The following is an 18,025-nucleotide window of genomic DNA, read 5'->3' as shown; positions in this document are numbered from 1 at the left end:
GCTGCTGCGGCCGCCGCCGCAAAGCCGCCGGGGGGCGCGGGCGGTGCATCGGTCAGTGCGTCGTCGGGCAGATCGAGGTCGAGGTCCAGGTCCAGGTCGGGTGGCAGGGCTGCCGATGCCACAGGGGCACCCGAGAAGGTGCTCACGAAGGCACCAGGAATCGAGGGGTTCTCGTCTTCCGGCTGGCCGGGGCGACCGCCTGGCTGGTACAGCGGGTTTTCGGGTTCGATGCCGCGGCCCAGGTCGACGATGCGCGCCCAGTCGGGGCCTTCGCCCTGCGTCAGCTTGAAGACTTCGCCGGCCACGGACTCCAGGGCCTTGCGGTCCTGGCGCTTGGCATAGATCTCGGCCAGCTTCACGTGCACGGACACGCGGGCCGGGTTGTGGCGCACGGCTTCCTTGAGGATCTCCTCGGCCTGCAGGTCACGGCCGTAGGCCAGGTACACGTCGGCTTCGGCCACGGGGTCGACATCACCGCCGGCATCGAGCTGGCTGGGCGAGTAGGCCATGGACGAGCCGGTGGTCATCTCGCTGTTGGCGGTGTCCACGCGCTGGCCGCCACTGGCGCCGAAGAACGAATCGGGCTGGATGCGGCTTTCCAGGAAGGAGCTGTCCACGCCCGCATTGTTGCGGCGACGCTGGATCACGCGGTAGGCGCCATAGCCCAGCAGCAGGGCCAGCAGGCCGCCACCGGCCAGGGGGATCAGCGGGTCGTCCAGCAGGCCGTCGAGGAAACCGGGCTCTGCCACCGGCGTGGGTGGTGGCAGCACGACAGGCTTGGAAGCCGGGGCGGCGGGCGGCGTGGCCGCAGCGGCGTCCGATGCGGGGGCAGCGCTGGCCTCGGCCGATGCGCCGCTGGTGGGTTCGGAGGCTGCCGTGGCCGGTGGGGCTTCGGGTGCGGCCGGCGTGGCAGGCACGCCGGGCACGGCCACCTGGGCCGGGGTGCTGGCCGCAGGCGCAGCGGGAGCGGCGGCAGGTGCTGCCGGCGTGGCTGGCGTCGAGGGGGCTGCGGCCGATGCGGCGCCCAGCTTGTTCAGATCGCTGATGTTCTTGGACAGTTCGGCCATGCGGGCCGATGCGTCGCTGGCCTGCTTGTCCTTGGCCAATTGGTCTTCGGCGGCCTTCTGGCCCTTGACCGAACCCTTGGACAGCGTGAGCTTGTCGGGGGCAGCGGTGGCGGGCTTGCTGTCTTCCACGCGGGTCTGCACCGAGCCCTTGGCAGAGCGTTCGGCCGATGCCACGGTGGTGGAGGGGGCGGATTCGGCCAGCTTGCGGCGGAAGGCGCCGAAGTCACGGCTCTGCGCGGCCAGGATCTGGCGGGCTTCGGGCGCAGGCGTGGCCTGGGCCGTGGCCTGGTCGGGTATCTGCAGCACCGCACCGGCCTTGATGCGGTTGATGTTGCCGCCGATGAAGGCGTCCGGATTGGCACGCTGCATGGCCACCAGCATCTGGTCGAGCGAGACGCCGCCCTGGCGGTTGGCATTGGCGATGCGGCTGGCCGTGTCGCCGGCCTGCACGGTCACGCCGCCTTCGGCGGGCGTGGCGCGGGGGGCTGCGGGTGCGCGGGGCGCGGCGGCAGGTGCCGATGCTGCGGACGACGGGCGACCGGCCACGGCGGGCGGGACGTCCGCACGCGCGGCAGGGGCCGTGGTCTGCGGGGCGGCCGTCACCGTTGGCGCCGGACGGCGCATCGCTGGCGGGTCGAACAGCATCGTGTAGCTGCGCACCAGGCGGCCCGAGCCCCAGGTGGCGTCCAGCACCAGGTCGACGAAGGGGTCGTTCACCGGGCGGTCGCTGGACAGGCGCAGCACGGCCGAGCCATCGGCGCGGCGTTGCAGTTGCACCTGCAGGTTGTTCATGGTGGGCGAGTACTCCATGCCCTGGGCGCGGAACACCTCGGGCGTGGCCGTGCTGGCCTTCAGGGTTTCCGCCTCCGCAGGGGTGATCTGTGGCAGATCGATCTCGGCGCGCAGGGGTTCGCCCAGGGCGGATTGCACGGTGATGCGGCCCAGCGCGAGCGCGGACGCATCGGTGGCGTAGAGCCCGGCAGTTGCCACGGCCGCAGCCGCCAGCACAGAAAATTTCCAACGATGCATGTTTGCCATCAACTGATTGGGTTGTGCGGCTCGGTCGAGCGGTGCTGTTTTTCTCATGGTCTGGTCCCGCCCCGGCGCGTGAAAATATGTAAAAAGCACCATAGCATCAATGTTTTGCACTGACAAGCTGAGGTGGCGCAGAAGCTTTGCCCCCGGTGGTCATGCCCCAACTTGGGGCATGCAGATGTTGCCAATTGCCAACGTCACGTAACCGGGTGTGTCAAGGGTCAGGGCGCAAAAAAGCGCGCGCAACAGGCATTGCGCGCGCTGGGGGCCTGGGCTCCTGGAGCCCGGGCAAGGGGATTTTAGGCGGCCAGCAGGATGCGCAGCATGCGGCGCAGCGGCTCGGCTGCGCCCCATAGCAGCTGGTCGCCGATGGTGAAGGCGCCCACGTACTCGGGGCCCATGGCCAGCTTGCGCACGCGGCCCACGGGAATGGTCATGGTGCCGGTCACGGCCACGGGCGTCAGGTCCTTGATCGTCGCTTCACGCGTGTTGGGCACCACCTTCACCCACTCGTTGTCGGCGGCGATCATGGCCTCCAGGTCAGCCACGGGCACGTCCTTCTTGAGCTTGAAGGTCAGCGCCTGGCTGTGGCAGCGCATGGCGCCCACGCGCACGCAGAAGCCGTCCACAGGGATGGCGCTGGAACCGAAGCCCTCGCCCTGGCCCAGGATCTTGTTGGTCTCGGCCATGCCCTTCCATTCTTCCTTGGACATGCCGTTGCCCAGGTCCTTGTCGATCCAGGGGATCAGCGAGCCACCCAGTGGCACGCCGAAGTTGGCCGTCTCGGCGCCGGACAGGGCGCGCTGCTTGGCGATGACCTTGCGGTCGATTTCCAGGATGGCGCTCTTGGGGTCGTCCAGCAGGGACTTCACCTCGGCGTTCAGCGTGCCGTACTGCGTCAGCAGTTCGCGCATGTGCTGGGCGCCGCCGCCGCTGGCGGCCTGGTAGGTCTGGGTGCTCATCCACTCGACGAGGCCGGCCTTGTACAGCGCGCCCACGCCCATCAGCATGCAGCTCACGGTGCAGTTGCCGCCGACCCAGTTCTTGCCGCCCTTGGACAGCGCATCCTGGATGACGGGCAGGTTCACGGGGTCGAGGATGATGACGGCATCCTTTTCCATGCGCAGCGTGGAGGCCGCGTCGATCCAGTGGCCGTTCCAGCCGGCTGCGCGCAGCTTGGGGAAGACTTCGGAGGTGTACTCGCCGCCCTGGGCGGTGATGATGATCTCGCAGCGCTTCAGGGCGTCGATGTTGAACGCATCCTGCAGCGTGGTCTCGTTCTTGGCCACTGAAGGGGCCTTGCCGCCGGCATTCGAAGTGGAGAAGAACAATGGCTCGATCAGGTCGAAGTCATTCTCTTCGGCCATGCGATCCATCAACACCGAGCCGACCATGCCGCGCCAGCCGACCAAACCTACCAACTTGCTCATTTCAACGCCCCTTTTACAGATTAACAAACAGTGCCAGACCGGACTGCTCGCCTGGCTCGTCAGGCCAGGAAGGGCGCACGACGAACCAGGCTGAGTCAGCCCTTAATGGTCGTGGTTTTGGTGATGGTTGCGCGCGCAGCCACACCGGCCGTGGCGGCGGGTGCAATGTTCAGGGCGAACGTGTGGGCGGCAAACATAAGCGGATATTGTAGCGGATGCGGGATTGAACCGTCCATCACGAAATGGCCCGGCGTCCCCCGGTCGGCAAGAGGCGGGCCACCGGAAGATTTTTTTCTCAAGCGAAGGTAGCAATGCAGCAGGTGATCATTGTCGGTTCGGGCCAACTGGCCCGGGAACTCGTGGACTCGTTGGATGCGGGAGCGGGGGTGCGCGGTCGTGCGCTGGCCGGTGGCGCCTGGCACGGCGCCATCCATCGTGGTCCATGCCGGCTCCGGGAGGGAGCTTGCCGCCGTCGCGGCATTTTGCGAGGCATCGGGCAGCCCCCTGGTGGAGCTGGCCACCGGATCGGTGCTGGAACGGGGCAGCCACGGCTTTCCGGTGGTCGTGTGCCCCAACACCAACATCCTGATGCTCAAGTTCATGGGCATGCTGGAACGCAGCGGGCACCTGTTCCATGGGCACCGCATCGCGCTCACCGAGTCCCACCAGGCACAGAAAACTTCCGTTCCCGGCACGGCGGTCGGCATGTCGCATGCCCTGGGCCTGGCGGCGGGCGACATCCGGTCCGTGCGTTCCGCCGAGGTCCAGTCGCGTGACCTGCACATTCCCAAGGAGCATCTGGGGCGCCATGCCTACCACCGGATCGACATCGGGGATGGGCTGTGCAGCCTGACGCTGGAAACCCGCGTCTATGGCGATGCGCCCTATGCCGACGGCGTGGCGCGTATCGTTGCCGCCGTGCGCGCCCACCCCCTGGACAACCGGATCTATTCCGTCATGGAGTTCGTGCACAGCGGCTGGCTGTAGGCGCCCGCAGACCCCGGGGCCGGGGGCAAAAAAAGCGCCGGGGTCGCCGGCGCTTTTTTTTCGGAGCCCGCATCGGGCTTGGGGCAGGGGTCAGGCGGCCAGCGCCTTCACCACGGCATCGCCCATCTGGGCGGTGCCGACCTTGGTCGTGCCTTCGCTCCAGATGTCGGGCGTGCGCAGGCCCTGGGCCAGCACTTTCTGCACGGCCGCTTCGATGCGCTGGGCAGAGGCTTCCTGGTTCAGCGAGAAGCGCAGCATCATCGCCGCCGAGAGGATGGTGGCCAGCGGGTTGGCCACGCCCTTGCCGGCGATGTCGGGCGCGCTGCCGTGGCTGGGCTCGTACAGGCCCTGGTTGCTGCTGTTCAGCGAGGCCGAGGGCAGCATGCCGATCGAGCCGGTGAGCATGGAGGCCTCGTCCGAGAGGATGTCGCCGAACATGTTGCCGGTGACCACCACGTCGAATTTCTTGGGCGCGCGCACCAACTGCATGGCGGCGTTGTCCACGTACATGTGGTCGAGTTCCACGTCGGGGTATTCCTTGCCGACTTCGGTCACGATGTCCTTCCAGAACTGGAAGGTCTCGAGCACGTTGGCCTTGTCCACGCTGGTCACGCGCTTGCTGCGCTTGCGTGCGGCCTGGAAGGCCACGTGCGCGATGCGCTCGACCTCGGGGCGGCTGTAGCGCATGGTGTCGAAAGCCTCTTCGGCGCCGGGGAAGTGGCCATCGGTGGCGATGCGGCGGCCGCGCGGCTGGCCGAAGTAGATGTCGCCCGTGAGCTCGCGGATGATGAGGATGTCGAGGCCGGAGATCAGCTCGGGCTTGAGGCTCGAAGCCCCCACCAGCTGCTCATAGCAGATCGCGGGGCGGAAGTTGGCGAACAGGCCCAGGTTCTTGCGCAGGCCCAGGATGGCCTGCTCGGGGCGCAGGGGGCGGTCGAGCTTGTCGTACTTCCAGTCGCCCACGGCGCCGAACAGCACAGCATCTGCGTCCTTGGCCAGCTTGAGCGTGGCCTCGGGCAGGGGGTGGCCGTGCGCCTCGTAGGCGGCGCCGCCGACCAGGGCCGACTCCATCTCGAACTTCAGGTCCAGCACTTCGAGGACCTTGACGGCCTCTGCAACGATTTCGGTGCCGATGCCGTCTCCCGGCAGAACTGCGATTTTCATGAACGACTTCTTTGTAAAGGAATGGCCGCGTGACCTGGCAGGCCTGCCAGGCAGCGTCGGCCACAAGTGATGAACCGGGTGTGGTGGGCCTGGGGTCAGGAGACCATGCTGTGCGCCAGCCAGGGCTTGGTGGCCAGGCGCTGGGCTTCGAAGGCGCGGATCTTGTCGGACTGGCGCAGGGTCAGGCCGATGTCGTCGAAGCCGTTGAGCAGGCAGTACTTGCGAAACGCCTGCACCTCGAACGGGATCTCCTCGCCCTGCGGGCGCACGACGACCTGGCGCTCCAGGTCGACGGTGAGCTGGTAGCCGGGGAAGGCCGCCACTTCATCGAACAGCTGGGCCACGGTGGCTTCGGGCAGCACAATGGGCAGGAGGCCGTTCTTGAAGCAGTTGTTGAAGAAGATGTCGGCGAAGCTCGGCGCGATCACGGTGCGAAAGCCGAACTGGTCCAGCGCCCAGGGGGCGTGCTCGCGGCTCGATCCGCAGCCGAAGTTCTTGCGTGCGATGAGCACGCTGGCACCCTGGTAGCGCGGCTGGTTGAGCACGAAGTCGGGGTTGGGCTTGCGGCTGGCAGGGTCCTGGCCGGGCTCGCCATGGTCCAGGTAGCGCCATTCGTCGAACAGGTTCACGCCAAAACCGGTCTTCTTGATCGACTTGAGGAACTGCTTGGGGATGATGGCGTCGGTGTCGACGTTCTCGCGGTCCATCGGGGCCACGAGGCCCTTGTGCACGGTGAATTTCTGCATGGTGGGTTGCCTTACTTGTTGGCGGCGCGCTCAAGGGCGCCGCCGGCCCGCTGGACGTCCTGGCCCACGCCCTTGACGGTGTTGCAGCCGGCCAGCAGGAAAGCCAGCGAAAGGGCGATGAAAGTGGCGGTCTTTTTCATGACGGGACTCCTTCGGTCGGTGGGTGGAAAGGCCAACGGGCGTTGGATCAATGGAGGGGTGAAAGGGTTCAGGAGAACTGGCGGATGTCCACGAAGTGGCCGTGCACGGCTGCGGCTGCGGCCATGGCGGGGCTCACCAGGTGGGTGCGGCCGCCAGCGCCTTGGCGGCCTTCGAAGTTGCGGTTGCTGGTGCTGGCGCAGCGCTCGCCCGGCTCCAGGCGGTCGGCGTTCATGGCCAGGCACATGGAGCAGCCGGGCTCGCGCCACTCGAAGCCCGCGGCCTTGAAGATCTCGTGCAGGCCTTCGCGCTCGGCCTGTTCCTTGACCAGACCCGAGCCGGGCACCACCATGGCCAGCTTCACATTGCTGGCCACCTTGCGGCCCAGGTTCTTGACCACGGCGGCGGCCTCGCGCATGTCCTCGATGCGGCTGTTGGTGCACGAACCGATGAACACCTTGTCGATGGTGATGTCGTTGATCGGCTTGCCGGGCGTGAGGCCCATGTAGGTCAGCGCGCGCTCGATGGCGCCGCGCTTGTTGGCGTCCTTTTCCTTGTCCGGATCGGGCACGCGGGCGTCGATGCCCAGCACCATCTCGGGCGAGGTGCCCCAGGTGACCTGCGGCAGGATGTCGGCCGCGTCGAGCTTCACCACGGTGTCGAAGTGCGCATCGGCGTCGGAGTGCAGCGTTTTCCAGTAGGCGGCGGCCTGGTCCCATTCCACGCCCGTGGGCGACAGGGGGCGGCCACGCACGTACTCGATGGTCTTGTCGTCCACGGCCACCAGGCCGGCGCGTGCGCCGCCTTCGATGGCCATGTTGCACACGGTCATGCGGCCTTCCATGGACAGGCCGCGGATGACCGAGCCTGCGAACTCGATGGTGTAGCCCGTGCCGCCGGCCGTGCCGATCTTGCCGATGATGGCCAGCACGACGTCCTTGGCGGTGACGCCCTTGGCCAACTGGCCGTCCACCTGCACCAGCATGTTCTTGGCCTTCTTGGCCAGCAGGGTCTGGGTGGCCATCACGTGCTCGACTTCGGAGGTGCCGATGCCGTGCGCCAGCGCGCCGAAGGCGCCGTGCGTGCTGGTGTGGCTATCGCCGCAGACCACCGTCATGCCGGGCAGGGTGGCGCCGTTCTCGGGCCCGATCACGTGGACGATGCCCTGGCGCTTGTGCATGAACGGGAAGAAGGCCGCAGGGTGGATCTGCGCCATGTTGTCGTTCAGCGTGGTGATCTGCTCCTTGCTGATCGGGTCGGTGATGCCGTCATAGCCCGCTTCCCAGCCCGTGGTGGGCGTGTTGTGGTCGGCGGTGGCGACGATCGAGCTGGTGCGCCACACCTTGCGGCCGGCCTCGCGCAGGCCTTCGAAGGCCTGGGGGCTGGTGACTTCGTGCACCAGGTGCCGGTCGATGTAGAGGATGGAGGTGCCGTCCTCTTCGGTATGGACGACGTGCTCGTCCCAGATCTTGTCGTACAGGGTGCGTCCCATGGTGCGTCTCTTTCAGGTGGGTAATGTGATTTTAGTGGGGCCCGCCCTGCAGGGCGGGGGTGGCGGCGGACAGGGATGCATGCGCGGGTGCCGCCGCCGACTGCAGCGGTGCCAGGTGCTCCACCAGCAGCCGCGCGGTCACGGGCAGGGCGTCGAAATCGCGCGCCACCACGCGCAGCTCGCGGTGGGCCCAGGCCTCGGCCAGCGGTATGGCGCGCAGGTGGCCCACGCCGCGCATGAGCTCGAAGGCGCGGTCGGGCAGCAGGCCCACGCCGAGGCCGTTGTCGATCATGCGGCACATGGCGTCGAGCCCCGTGACCTGGATGCGCTGGCGCAGCGGGCGCCCGGCGGCGGCCGCTGCGGCACGCATGGCCAGGCTGATGCTGCTGTTGGCGTGCAGGCCGACGATGTCCCAGTCCAGCACCTCTTCGAAGCCGATGGCGCTGTGCTGTGCCAGGGCATGCGCCTCGGGCACCACCAGCACCAGGTGGTCGGCGCGGTAGGGGCGGCTTTGCAGTTCGTTGCCGCCGGTGCCCGTGGCCATGCCGACGTTGCAGATGCCCAGGTCGGCCGCGCCCTCGTGCACGGCATTGAGCACGTCGCTGCTCAGGTGCTCCTGCAGGTCGATCTTGATCTGGCTGTGCTCGCGCGCAAAGGCGCCCAGGTCCTCCGGCAGGAACTGGAAGATGGCCGAGATGTTGGCATGCATGCGCACGTGGCCGCGCACGCCGTCGGCGTATTCGCTGAGCTCGCCCTGCATGCGCTCCAGGCCGAAGAGCACCGTGCGCGCATGGTGCAGCAGGCTCTCGCCGGCCGGCGTAAGTGTCACGCCGCGGCTGTGGCGGTAGAGCAGGGCCGTGTCCACGGCGGTTTCCAGGTCCGACAGGCGCTTGCTGACGGCCGAGGCCGCGATGAATTCGCGCTCCGCCGCGCGGCCGATGCTGCCGAGCTCGCACACCGCCACGAACAGCTGCAGCGAAGTGAGGTCAATGCGGCGCGCAAAACTGCGCTCGGAGCTTTTCATCGGGTCTCTGGGGGTGTTCTGTGCTTCTCGTTTGGAGAAGGCGTTTGGGTATTTTCCTGTAAAAATGAAGCAGCCGCCATCGCGAACCGCGATGTCGTCCATCGCGCATGCGGCCTTCTCGGCGCGCGCGGGCATGAAAAAACCGCACGGGCCTGGCGGCGCCGTGCGGTGGTGGGGCAGGGCTGGGGCTCAGCTGAAGAAATTCTTCAGCCGGTCCGTCCAGCTCTCGCCGCTGGGTGAGTGGCGCGCGCCGCCCTTTTTCAGCGAGTCTTCCAGTTCGCGCAGCAGCTTGCGCTGGTGCTCGGTGAGCTTGACCGGGGTCTCGACCGCGATGTGGCAGTACAGGTCGCCGGGGTAGCTGGCGCGCACGCCCTTGATGCCCTTGCCGCGCAGGCGGAACTGCTTTCCGGCCTGGGTGCCTTCGGGGATGTCGATGGCCGCCTTGCCTGCCAGCGTCGGCACCTCGATCTCGCCGCCCAGTGCGGCCGTGATGAAGCTCACGGGCACCTGGCAGTGCAGGTCGTCGCCATCGCGCTCGAAGATGTCGTGCTTCTTCAGGCGGATCTCGATGTACAGGTCGCCCGGCGGGCCGCCGTTGGTGCCCGGCTCGCCGTTGCCGGTGCTGCGGATGCGCATGCCGTCGTCGATGCCCGAGGGAATCTTCACTTCCAGCGTCTTTTGCTTCTTGAGCTTGCCCTGGCCGTGGCAGGTGGTGCAGGGCTCGGGAATGATCTTGCCCGTGCCGCGGCAGTGCGGGCAGGTCTGCTGCACGCTGAAGAAGCCCTGGCGCATCTGCACCGTGCCGGTGCCCGTGCAGGTGGCACAGGTCTTGGCGCTGGTGCCGGGCTTGGCTCCGCTGCCGTGGCAGGTGTCGCAGCTCTCCCACGAGGGGATGCGGATCTGCGCATCCTTGCCGCGGGCGGCTTCCTCCAGGGTGATCTCCATGGCGTAGCTCAGGTCGCTGCCACGGTACACCTGGCGGCCGCCGGCGCCACGCCCGCGCCCGCCCTGCTGGCCGAACATGTCGCCGAAGATGTCGCCGAATGCCTCGGCAAAGCCGCCGAAGCCTTCCGCCCCCGCGCCACCGGGGCCGCGCATGTTGGGGTCCACCCCGGCATGGCCGTACTGGTCGTAGGCGGCCCGCTTTTGCGGGTCGGAGAGCATCTCGTAGGCCTCCTTGGCCTCCTTGAACTTCTCTTCGGCAGGCTTGGAGGCATCACCCTGGTTGCGATCGGGGTGGTGCTTCATCGCCAGCTTGCGATAGGCCTTCTTGATTTCTTCATCCGAGGCGTTCTTGGGAACGCCCAGGATTTCGTAAAAGTCGCGTTTGGACATGGTCTTTCTGAGCCCGGTTGGAACAGGAACGCCGCGCAAGCCCCCTTGTCAGGAAACTCGCGCGGCGGCTCGGGTCAAACGGGGCGTGTTCAGCCCTTCTTGACTTCCTTCACCTCGGCATCGACCACGTTGTCGTCGTCGGGCTTGCTGCTGGAGGAGGATGATGCCTGCTGGCCACCCGATGCGTCACCCGCACCGGCGCCGGCTGCCGCCTGCGCGGCTTGCGCGTCGGCGTACATCTTCTCGCCCAGCTTCTGGCTGGCGGCCATCAGGGCCGTCGTCTTTTCCTCGATGGCGGCCTTGTCCTCGCCCTTGAGCACGTCTTCCAGGGCCTTTGCAGCCGAGGTGATGGCTTCCTTCTCGGCGGCGTCGAGCTTGTCGCCATGCTCGGCCAGGCTCTTGTTCACGCTGTGCACGGCGGCTTCGCCCTGGTTGCGCGCCTGGATCAGCTCCAGCTTCTTCTTGTCGTCGGCCGCATTCAGCTCGGCGTCCTTCACCATCTTCTGGATTTCTTCTTCCGACAGGCCGGAGCTGGCCTTGATGGTGATCTTGTTTTCCTTGCCCGTGCCCTTGTCCTTGGCGCCCACGTGCAGGATGCCGTTGGCGTCGATGTCGAACGACACCTCGATCTGCGGCGTGCCGCGCGATGCCGGTGGAATGCCTTCCAGGTTGAACTCGCCCAGGAGCTTGTTGCCCGAGGCCATCTCGCGCTCGCCCTGGAACACCTTGATCGTCACGGCCGGCTGGTTGTCGTCGGCGGTCGAGAAGGTCTGTGCGAACTTCGTGGGGATCGTGGTGTTCTTGGTGATCATCTTGGTCATGACGCCGCCCAGGGTCTCGATGCCCAGGGACAGGGGGGTCACGTCCAGCAGCAGCACGTCCTTGCGGTCGCCCGAGAGCACCTGGCCCTGGATGGCGGCACCCACGGCCACGGCTTCGTCAGGGTTCACGTCCTTGCGCGGTTCCTTGCCGAAGAATTCCTTGACCTTCTCCTGCACCTTGGGCATGCGGGTCATGCCGCCCACCAGGATCACGTCATGGATGTCCGACACCGACACGCCGGCGTCCTTGATGGCCGTGCGGCAGGGGGCGATGGTGCGCTCGATGAGCTCTTCCACCAGGGCTTCCAGCTTGGCGCGGGTCAGCTTGATGTTCAGGTGCTTGGGGCCGGAGGCGTCTGCCGTGATGTAAGGCAGATTGATGTCGGTCGCGGCCGAGTTGGACAGCTCGATCTTGGACTTCTCGGCGGCTTCCTTCAGGCGCTGCAGGGCCAGCACGTCCTTGGACAGGTCCACGCCCTGTTCCTTCTTGAACTCGCTGATGATGTAGTCGATGATGCGCTGGTCGAAGTCTTCGCCGCCCAGGAAGGTGTCGCCGTTGGTCGACAGCACTTCGAACTGCTTTTCGCCGTCGACGTCGGCGATCTCGATGATGGACACGTCGAACGTGCCGCCGCCCAGGTCATACACGGCGATCTTGCGGTCGCCCTTTTCCTGCTTGTCCAGGCCGAAGGCCAGGGCTGCGGCGGTGGGCTCGTTGATGATGCGCTTGACATCCAGGCCGGCGATGCGGCCGGCGTCCTTGGTGGCCTGGCGCTGGGCGTCGTTGAAGTAGGCGGGCACGGTGATGACGGCTTCCGTCACGGGCTCGCCCAGGTAGTCCTCGGCCGTCTTCTTCATCTTGCGCAGGATGTCGGCGGACACCTGCTGTGCCGACAGCTTGTTGCCGCGCACTTCGATCCAGGCGTCGCCGTTGTCGGCGGCCACGATCTTGTAGGGCATCAGGTCGATGTCCTTTTGCACTTCCTTCTCGGTGAACTTGCGGCCGATCAGGCGCTTCACGGCGTACAGCGTGTTGCGCGGGTTGGTCACGGCCTGGCGCTTGGCCGAGGCGCCGACGAGGATCTCGCCGTCTTCCTGGTAGGCCACGATGGAAGGCGTGGTGCGGGCGCCTTCGCTGTTTTCGATCACGCGGGTCGTGTTGCCCTCCATGATGGAAACGCAGCTGTTCGTGGTGCCCAGGTCAATACCGATGATTCTTCCCATGATGTTCTTCTCCGCGATGTTTGAGTGATTTGGATAACTGGTAACTTGTGGATAACTTGGCCGGCTTCAAGCCGTTATCCACCAAATTTATTTATTTCGGGGCGGTGACGGTCACGAGCGCCGGGCGCAGCACGCGGTCGGCGATCTTGTAGCCCTTTTGCAGCACGGCCACCACGGTGTTGGGTTCCTGGTCGGCAGGCGCCACGCTGATGGCCTGGTGCTGGTGGGGGTCGAACTTCTCGCCGGCAGGCGGGTTGATGGCCAGCACCTTGTTGCGCTCCAGCGCCGAAGTCAGCTGGCGCAGGGTGGCGTCGGCGCCTTCGCGCAGCTGCTGGGGCGTGGCCTCCTTGATGCCCAGGGCGGCATCCAGGCTGTCGGCCACAGGCAGCAGGCTCTCGGCAAAGCTCTCGATGCCGAACTTGCGGGCCTTGGTGACTTCGTCCTCGGCGCGGCGGCGGGCGTTCTCGGCCTCGGCCTTGGCGCGCAGGAACTGGTCGGCCAGCTCGGCGCTCTTGGCCTTGAGCTCGGCCAGCTCGCCTTGCAGGCGCGACAGCTCGTCAGAGGCATTGGCGGCCATGGCAGCTTCAATTTCTTCGGGGGAGGCGTCTTGGGAGGTGGTTGGCTGGCTGTTGTCGGACATGTCAGGGTCTTCGTAAATAAAACAGTACGCGCACAAGGTTGGGCGTGTGTGTGGTATTTCAAGTTATTGCGCAATGCCGGGGGCATTGGCGGCGTCGGGCCGGGCGGATGGACCGTCTTGGAGCAGGGGTGAGTGTACAAGGTGAAAGATGCGGGCTATAATCTACGGCTTTGCCCTTGCCACACCGCTTCTAGACGCAGCGGGTGGTTTCACCCAAAAGGAGTCTGCATGCGTCATTACGAAATCATTTTGTTGATCCACCCGGATCAAAGCGAACAAGTTCCAGCCATGCTGGAGCGCTACAAGGGCATGATCACCGCTGGCGGTGGCAAGGTGCACCGCGTGGAAGACTGGGGCCGCCGTCAACTGGCGTACCTGATCAACAAGCTGGCCAAGGCCCACTACCTGTGCGTGAACATCGAAGCCGACCAGGCCGTGGTGGCTGAACTGGAGCACGCCTTCAAGTTCAACGACGCCGTGCTGCGCCACCTGACGGTTCAGAAGAAGAAGGCCGACACGGGCCCATCTTCGATGATGAAGACCGTCGAGCGCGAAGAAGCCCGCAAGGCCAGCCAGGCGGAATACGCCGCTGCCGGCGAGCGCTGATCGTCCACCGCCCTTTCGGGAGTGGAGAACCGCGTCGTCTTGACGGCCTGTATCGCCGAGGCTGAGGCCCTGCGTTACACCCCCGCCGGCTTGCCCGCCATTGCCCTTCGGCTCGAGCACGAGTCCAGGCAAAACGAGGCAGGCGAGCCGCGGGATGTCAAGGCAGCCATGAAGGCGGTCGCATTCGGTGCGATGGCTGAGCGGCTTGCGAGGCAGCAGATTGGGAGTCGATGGACTTTCAGCGGCTTTCTCGCCACGCCGCGCAATGGCAGGAACGCTGTGCTCCACATCCAGGATATTCAACAAAATTAATTTTCAAGGGGTCCGCAATGGCCACGTTCAAGAAGTTCAACAAAGACAAGCGCCCAAAGCGCAATACCCAGTCCCTGCTGTTCAAGCGCAAGCGCTTTTGCCGCTTCACGGTGACCGGTGTTGAAGAAATCGACTACAAGGATGTCGACACGCTGCGCGATTTCATCGCCGAAAACGGCAAGATCATCCCCGCGCGCCTGACCGGCACGCGCGCCATCTTCCAGCGCCAGCTGAACACCGCCATCAAGCGCGCTCGCTTCCTGGCCCTGGTGCCTTACAGCGACCAGCACAAGATCTAAGGAGCACAACCCATGCAAATCATTCTGCTCGACAAGGTTGTGAACCTCGGCAACCTGGGCGAAATCGTCAAGGTCAAGGACGGCTACGCACGCAACTTCCTGATCCCTTCGGGCCGCGCACGCCGCGCCACCGAATCGGCCAAAGCCGAGTTCGAAGCCAAGCGCGCCGAACTGGAAAAGGCTGCTGCCGCCAAGCTGGCACAAGCCCAGGCTGAAGGCGAAAAGCTGGCCGGCACCACGGTCAAGCTGACGCAAAAGGCTGGCGTGGACGGCCGTCTGTTTGGTTCCGTGACCAACCAGGACATCGCCGAAGAACTGAACAAGCAAGGCTACAAGGTCGCCAAGGCCCAGGTTCGCCTGCCCAACGGCCCGATCAAGGTCGTCAGCGAAACCACTGTCAGCGTGGCCCTGCACACCGACGTGGTGGTGGACGTCACCGTGTCGGTCTACGGCGAAACCGCCTGATCGCCCGCACGTAGTAATCTGCGTGACTTGCCGCGAAAGCCGCCCTCGGGCGGCTTTTGTCTTTGCGACTCCGCCATTTGTACAGGATTGCCCACCGGTAATCCACAGATTGCCCCAAGGCTTATCCCCGGATGCCAGGTATTGCTGGTGAGGGGGTGTGCACCATCAGGTCCCTGTCCGGAGAAATTCCATGTCCGCTGCTGTCTTTCCCCCGCTCGACGAACAGGGTTTCGTGCCGCCTTCCGGCTCCGGTGAGGACCAGGAGATCGCCAAGCTGCGCACGCCGCCGCACTCCATCGAGGCCGAGTCCAGCGTGCTCGGCGGCCTGCTGCTGGACAACAACGCCTGGGACCGCGTGGGCGATCTGCTGGTGGAAAGCCATTTCTACCGGCACGAGCACCAGATGATTTACTCGGCCATCGGCGCGCTGATCAACGGCAGCAAGCCGGCCGATGTGATCACTGTGTTCGAGCACCTGAAGAACCAGGGCAAGGCCCAGGAGATGGGTGGGCTGGCCTACCTGAACAACCTGGCGCAGTACGTTCCGAGTGCGAGCAACATCCGCCGCTATGCGGAAATCGTGCGTGAGCGCGCCATCCTGCGCAAGCTGGTCACGGCCAGTGACGAGATCTCCACCAACGCCTTCAACCCCCAGGGCAAGACCGTGGAGCGCATCCTGGACGAAGCCGAAGCCAAGATCTTCGCCATCGGGGAGGAGGGCTCGCGTACCAAGCAGGGCTTCCAGTCGCTCGACAACCTGGTGATCGACCTGCTCGACAAGGTGCAGGAGATGGCCGACAACCCGGTGGACGTGACCGGCGTGCCCACCGGCTTCGCCGACCTGGACCGCATGACCTCAGGCCTGCAGGCCGGCGACATGGTGGTGCTGGCGGCGCGCCCCTCCATGGGCAAGACCTCGTTCGCGGTGAACATCGCCGAGCACGTGGCGCTCAACGAAGGCCTGCCGGTCGCCATCTTCTCGATGGAAATGGGTGCCGCCCAACTGGCCGTGCGTATCGTGGGCTCCATCGGCCGCGTGAACCAGGGCAACCTGCGCACCGGCAAGCTCACCGACGACGAATGGCCGCGCCTGACCGAGGCCATCGAGCGGCTGCGCACCGTGTCGCTGCACATCGATGAAACCCCGGGTCTGACGCCTGGCGAGCTGCGCGCCAACGCGCGCCGCCTGGCGCGCCAGTGCGGCAAGCTCGGCCTGATCGTGGTCGACTACCTGCAGCTCATGAGCGGCTCGGGCGCCGGCAGCGCCGACAACCGGGCCACCGAGCTGGGCGAAATCTCCCGGGGTCTGAAGATGCTGGCCAAGGAGCTGCAGTGCCCGGTGATCGCGCTGTCGCAGCTCAACCGCTCGGTGGAGCAGCGCACCGACAAGCGCCCCATGATGTCCGACCTGCGCGAATCGGGCGCCATCGAGCAGGACGCGGACATCATCATGTTCATCTACCGAGACGACTACTACAACAAGGACAGCAAGGAGCCCAACGTGGCCGAGGTCATCATCGGCAAGCAGCGTAACGGTCCCACCGGCACCGTGAAGCTGTTCTTCCAGAAGAACCAGACCCGCTTTGAAAACCTCGCCATGGGCAGCGGTGGTGATGACTATTGAGTGCTGCACATCCATGTGGCCATGAAAAAGGCCCCTGCCGATGGCAGGGGCCTTTTGTTTGGTGCGGGCTGTGGCGCCTGCCTTGCAGGCGCGTTCTCAGAGCACTTCGCTGGCAAAGTCCGCCAGGCGTGAGCGCTCACCCCGCGCCAGGGTGATGTGGCCGCTGTGCGGCCAGCCCTTGAAGCGGTCCACCGCATAGGTCAGGCCCGAGGAGCCTTCGGTCAGGTAAGGCGTGTCGATCTGCGCCAGGTTGCCCATGCAGATGATCTTGGTGCCCGGGCCTGCGCGGGTGATCAGCGTCTTCATCTGCTTGGGCGTCAGGTTCTGCGCCTCGTCGATGATCACGTACTTGTTCAGGAAGGTGCGCCCGCGCATGAAGTTCATGCTCTTGATCTTGATGCGGCTGCGGATCAGCTCGTTGGTGGCGGCGCGCCCCCACTCGCCGGCATTGCCGCCGTCGCCCTTGGCCAGGAACTCCAGGTTGTCGTCGAGCGCGCCCATCCAGGGGCCCATCTTCTCTTCTTCGGTGCCGGGCAGGAAGCCGATGTCCTCGCCCACGCTCACTGTGGCCCGGGTCATGATGATCTCGGTGTAGCGGCGGTCATCCAGCACCTGGGTCAGGCCGGCGGCCAGGGCCAGCAGGGTCTTGCCGGTGCCGGCCGTGCCGGTCAGCGTCACGAAGTCGATCTCGGGGTCCATGAGCAGGTTCATGGCGTAGTTTTGCTCGCGGTTGCGCGTGGTCACGCCCCACACCGCATGCTTGGCCGAGCCATAGTCCTTGAGGGTCTGCAGCACCGCCGTCTTTTCGCGGATCTCGCTCACGCGCGCGAACAGGCTGGGCTCGCCGGGGGCCTCGAAGTACGCGAACTGGTTGATCATCAGCTGCGGCACGATGGGGCCACCGATGCGGTAGTAAGTGTGCACTCCGCTCTGCCAGCTTTCCACGTTCTTGCCGCTCTTGACCCAGAAGTCCGGCGGCAGGGCGAGCACGCCCGAGTACAGCAGGTCGCCGTCTTCCAGCGTCTTGTCGTTCTGGTAGTCCTCGGCGTTCAGGCCCAGGGCGCGCGCCTTGACGCGCATGTTGATGTCCTTGGACACCAGCACCACCTCGCGCGGTGCGTGCAGCTTGCGCAGCGCTTCCACCACGCCCAGGATCTGGTTGTCCGCCTTGCCCGGGGGCAGGCTGGTGGGCAGGCTGTAGTCCAGCGGTGCGGTCTGGAAGAACAGGTGGCCGCCAGCAGCGCGCTGGCCCGTGGAGTCGAGCTTGAGGCCGTGGGCGATGTCGGCGCCGTGCACGCCGGCCAGGGCGTCCAGGGTGCGGCTGGTCTGGCGGCCGTTGCGGGCCACTTCGGTCATGCCCTTCTTGTGGCCGTCGAGCTCCTCCAGCACGATCATGGGCAGGAAGATGTCGTGCTCTTCGAAGCGGAACAGGCTGGTCGGGTCGTGCAGCAGCACATTGGTGTCCAGCACGAACAGCTTGGACGGGCCGCTCGGGCGTGCGCGCTTGGCGGCGCTGCCGCTGGCGCGGCTGGCCGGCGCTGGCGCGGCGGTGGCGACCGTGCGGCTGCTCTTTTTGGTCGTGCCGCGTGCCGTGGCGGGTGCGACGGCTGGAGCCG

At 66.0% G+C, this 18,025-nt stretch carries 18 protein-coding genes; 6 read left to right on the top strand and 12 right to left on the bottom strand.

All coding sequences use genetic code 11. The features are described 5' to 3' along the window. The 3 genes from PMI14_RS04240 to PMI14_RS35885 form a co-directional block, all read right to left on the bottom strand. Positions 1 to 2,096 (bottom strand): FimV family protein (locus PMI14_RS04240; protein WP_238541799.1); only part of this gene is annotated, 2,096 nt, incomplete at its 3' end. Between the two features lie 305 nt (positions 2,097 to 2,401). Next, the gene (gene asd / locus PMI14_RS04235) at positions 2,402 to 3,532 is read right to left on the bottom strand and encodes an aspartate-semialdehyde dehydrogenase (RefSeq protein WP_007850107.1); all 1,131 of its coding nucleotides are present in this window, start codon (positions 3,530 to 3,532) and stop codon (positions 2,402 to 2,404) included. Positions 3,533 to 3,627: 95 nt separating this feature from the next. Then, complete coding sequence (locus PMI14_RS35885) at positions 3,628 to 4,134, bottom strand: hypothetical protein (RefSeq protein ID WP_369751429.1); 507 nt, start codon at positions 4,132 to 4,134, stop codon at positions 3,628 to 3,630. Here PMI14_RS35885 and PMI14_RS35880 point away from each other — a divergent pair. Further along, positions 4,121 to 4,519: a hypothetical protein gene (locus PMI14_RS35880; RefSeq protein WP_369751428.1), complete on the top strand. Its 399-nt coding sequence runs from the start codon at positions 4,121 to 4,123 to the stop codon at positions 4,517 to 4,519. The two genes, PMI14_RS35885 and PMI14_RS35880, sit on opposite strands and share 14 nt — an antisense overlap. Positions 4,520 to 4,609: 90 nt before the next feature. Here PMI14_RS35880 and leuB read toward each other — a convergent pair whose 3' ends face one another. From leuB to grpE, 8 genes are all read right to left on the bottom strand, one after another. Next, entirely contained in the window at positions 4,610 to 5,683 is a 1,074-nt protein-coding gene (gene leuB, locus PMI14_RS04225; protein ID WP_007850103.1) for a 3-isopropylmalate dehydrogenase, read from the bottom strand. A gap of 95 nt (positions 5,684 to 5,778) precedes the next feature. Then, positions 5,779 to 6,429, bottom strand: a complete 651-nt coding sequence (leuD, locus tag PMI14_RS04220; RefSeq protein ID WP_007850100.1) for a 3-isopropylmalate dehydratase small subunit — start codon at positions 6,427 to 6,429, stop codon at positions 5,779 to 5,781. Between the two features lie 11 nt (positions 6,430 to 6,440). Continuing rightward, positions 6,441 to 6,569, bottom strand: a complete 129-nt coding sequence (locus PMI14_RS04215; RefSeq protein WP_007850089.1) for an entericidin A/B family lipoprotein — start codon at positions 6,567 to 6,569, stop codon at positions 6,441 to 6,443. A 68-nt stretch (positions 6,570 to 6,637) separates the two neighbouring features. After that, positions 6,638 to 8,059, bottom strand: a complete 1,422-nt coding sequence (gene leuC / locus PMI14_RS04210) for a 3-isopropylmalate dehydratase large subunit (protein WP_007850086.1) — start codon at positions 8,057 to 8,059, stop codon at positions 6,638 to 6,640. A gap of 31 nt (positions 8,060 to 8,090) precedes the next feature. Continuing rightward, the gene (locus PMI14_RS04205) at positions 8,091 to 9,083 is read right to left on the bottom strand and encodes a LysR family transcriptional regulator (protein ID WP_052024323.1); all 993 of its coding nucleotides are present in this window, start codon (positions 9,081 to 9,083) and stop codon (positions 8,091 to 8,093) included. Positions 9,084 to 9,272: 189 nt separating this feature from the next. Further along, positions 9,273 to 10,418, bottom strand: coding sequence for a molecular chaperone DnaJ (dnaJ, locus tag PMI14_RS04200; protein WP_007850081.1), 1,146 nt, complete (start codon positions 10,416 to 10,418; stop codon positions 9,273 to 9,275). An 89-nt stretch (positions 10,419 to 10,507) separates the two neighbouring features. Continuing rightward, a complete protein-coding gene (gene dnaK, locus PMI14_RS04195) occupies positions 10,508 to 12,463 on the bottom strand; it encodes a molecular chaperone DnaK (protein ID WP_007850078.1) in 1,956 nt (651 codons plus the stop codon). 91 nt (positions 12,464 to 12,554) lie between these two features. Continuing rightward, entirely contained in the window at positions 12,555 to 13,103 is a 549-nt protein-coding gene (grpE, locus tag PMI14_RS04190) for a nucleotide exchange factor GrpE (protein WP_007850077.1), read from the bottom strand. A gap of 228 nt (positions 13,104 to 13,331) precedes the next feature. Here grpE and rpsF point away from each other — a divergent pair, with 228 nt between their 5' ends. The 5 genes from rpsF to dnaB all read left to right on the top strand — a co-directional run bounded on the left by rpsF (position 13,332) and on the right by dnaB (position 16,409). Beyond that, a complete protein-coding gene (gene rpsF, locus PMI14_RS04185; RefSeq protein ID WP_007850074.1) occupies positions 13,332 to 13,709 on the top strand; it encodes a 30S ribosomal protein S6 in 378 nt (125 codons plus the stop codon). A 21-nt stretch (positions 13,710 to 13,730) separates the two neighbouring features. After that, entirely contained in the window at positions 13,731 to 14,021 is a 291-nt protein-coding gene (gene priB, locus PMI14_RS04180; RefSeq protein ID WP_035202281.1) for a primosomal replication protein N, read from the top strand. A 17-nt stretch (positions 14,022 to 14,038) separates the two neighbouring features. Further along, positions 14,039 to 14,320: a 30S ribosomal protein S18 gene (gene rpsR, locus PMI14_RS04175; protein WP_005795932.1), complete on the top strand. Its 282-nt coding sequence runs from the start codon at positions 14,039 to 14,041 to the stop codon at positions 14,318 to 14,320. A gap of 12 nt (positions 14,321 to 14,332) precedes the next feature. Continuing rightward, positions 14,333 to 14,785 (top strand): 50S ribosomal protein L9, encoded by a 453-nt coding sequence (gene rplI / locus PMI14_RS04170; RefSeq protein ID WP_007850065.1) that lies wholly within the window; start codon positions 14,333 to 14,335, stop codon positions 14,783 to 14,785. A gap of 190 nt (positions 14,786 to 14,975) precedes the next feature. After that, positions 14,976 to 16,409, top strand: coding sequence for a replicative DNA helicase (gene dnaB / locus PMI14_RS04165; RefSeq protein WP_007850064.1), 1,434 nt, complete (start codon positions 14,976 to 14,978; stop codon positions 16,407 to 16,409). 96 nt (positions 16,410 to 16,505) lie between these two features. Here the strand turns inward: dnaB and PMI14_RS04160 are convergent. Next, positions 16,506 to 18,025, bottom strand: a 1,520-nt coding sequence (locus tag PMI14_RS04160) for a PhoH family protein (protein WP_007850062.1), incomplete at its 5' end; no start/stop codon positions are given.

This window comes from Acidovorax sp. CF316 (assembly GCF_000276605.1).
In the GTDB taxonomy this organism is placed as follows: domain Bacteria; phylum Pseudomonadota; class Gammaproteobacteria; order Burkholderiales; family Burkholderiaceae_C; genus Acidovorax.
Note: the sequence above shows the minus strand (reverse complement) of the source record. Positions and strands in the feature narration are given on the sequence as shown.

What these genes read in the sequence shown, in the direction of transcription:
- asd (WP_007850107.1), bottom strand. Translation starts at nt 3,532, where the DNA reads ATGAGCAAGTTGGTAGGTTTGGTCGGCTGGCGCGGCATGGTCGGCTCG.
- PMI14_RS35880 (WP_369751428.1), top strand. Translation starts at nt 4,121, where the DNA reads ATGCTCAAGTTCATGGGCATGCTGGAACGCAGCGGGCACCTGTTCCAT.
- PMI14_RS35885 (WP_369751429.1), bottom strand. Translation starts at nt 4,134, where the DNA reads ATGAACTTGAGCATCAGGATGTTGGTGTTGGGGCACACGACCACCGGA.
- leuB (WP_007850103.1), bottom strand. Translation starts at nt 5,683, where the DNA reads ATGAAAATCGCAGTTCTGCCGGGAGACGGCATCGGCACCGAAATCGTT.
- leuD (WP_007850100.1), bottom strand. Translation starts at nt 6,429, where the DNA reads ATGCAGAAATTCACCGTGCACAAGGGCCTCGTGGCCCCGATGGACCGC.
- PMI14_RS04215 (WP_007850089.1), bottom strand. Translation starts at nt 6,569, where the DNA reads ATGAAAAAGACCGCCACTTTCATCGCCCTTTCGCTGGCTTTCCTGCTG.
- leuC (WP_007850086.1), bottom strand. Translation starts at nt 8,059, where the DNA reads ATGGGACGCACCCTGTACGACAAGATCTGGGACGAGCACGTCGTCCAT.
- PMI14_RS04205 (WP_052024323.1), bottom strand. Translation starts at nt 9,083, where the DNA reads ATGAAAAGCTCCGAGCGCAGTTTTGCGCGCCGCATTGACCTCACTTCG.
- dnaJ (WP_007850081.1), bottom strand. Translation starts at nt 10,418, where the DNA reads ATGTCCAAACGCGACTTTTACGAAATCCTGGGCGTTCCCAAGAACGCC.
- dnaK (WP_007850078.1), bottom strand. Translation starts at nt 12,463, where the DNA reads ATGGGAAGAATCATCGGTATTGACCTGGGCACCACGAACAGCTGCGTT.
- grpE (WP_007850077.1), bottom strand. Translation starts at nt 13,103, where the DNA reads ATGTCCGACAACAGCCAGCCAACCACCTCCCAAGACGCCTCCCCCGAA.
- rpsF (WP_007850074.1), top strand. Translation starts at nt 13,332, where the DNA reads ATGCGTCATTACGAAATCATTTTGTTGATCCACCCGGATCAAAGCGAA.
- rpsR (WP_005795932.1), top strand. Translation starts at nt 14,039, where the DNA reads ATGGCCACGTTCAAGAAGTTCAACAAAGACAAGCGCCCAAAGCGCAAT.
- rplI (WP_007850065.1), top strand. Translation starts at nt 14,333, where the DNA reads ATGCAAATCATTCTGCTCGACAAGGTTGTGAACCTCGGCAACCTGGGC.
- dnaB (WP_007850064.1), top strand. Translation starts at nt 14,976, where the DNA reads ATGTCCGCTGCTGTCTTTCCCCCGCTCGACGAACAGGGTTTCGTGCCG.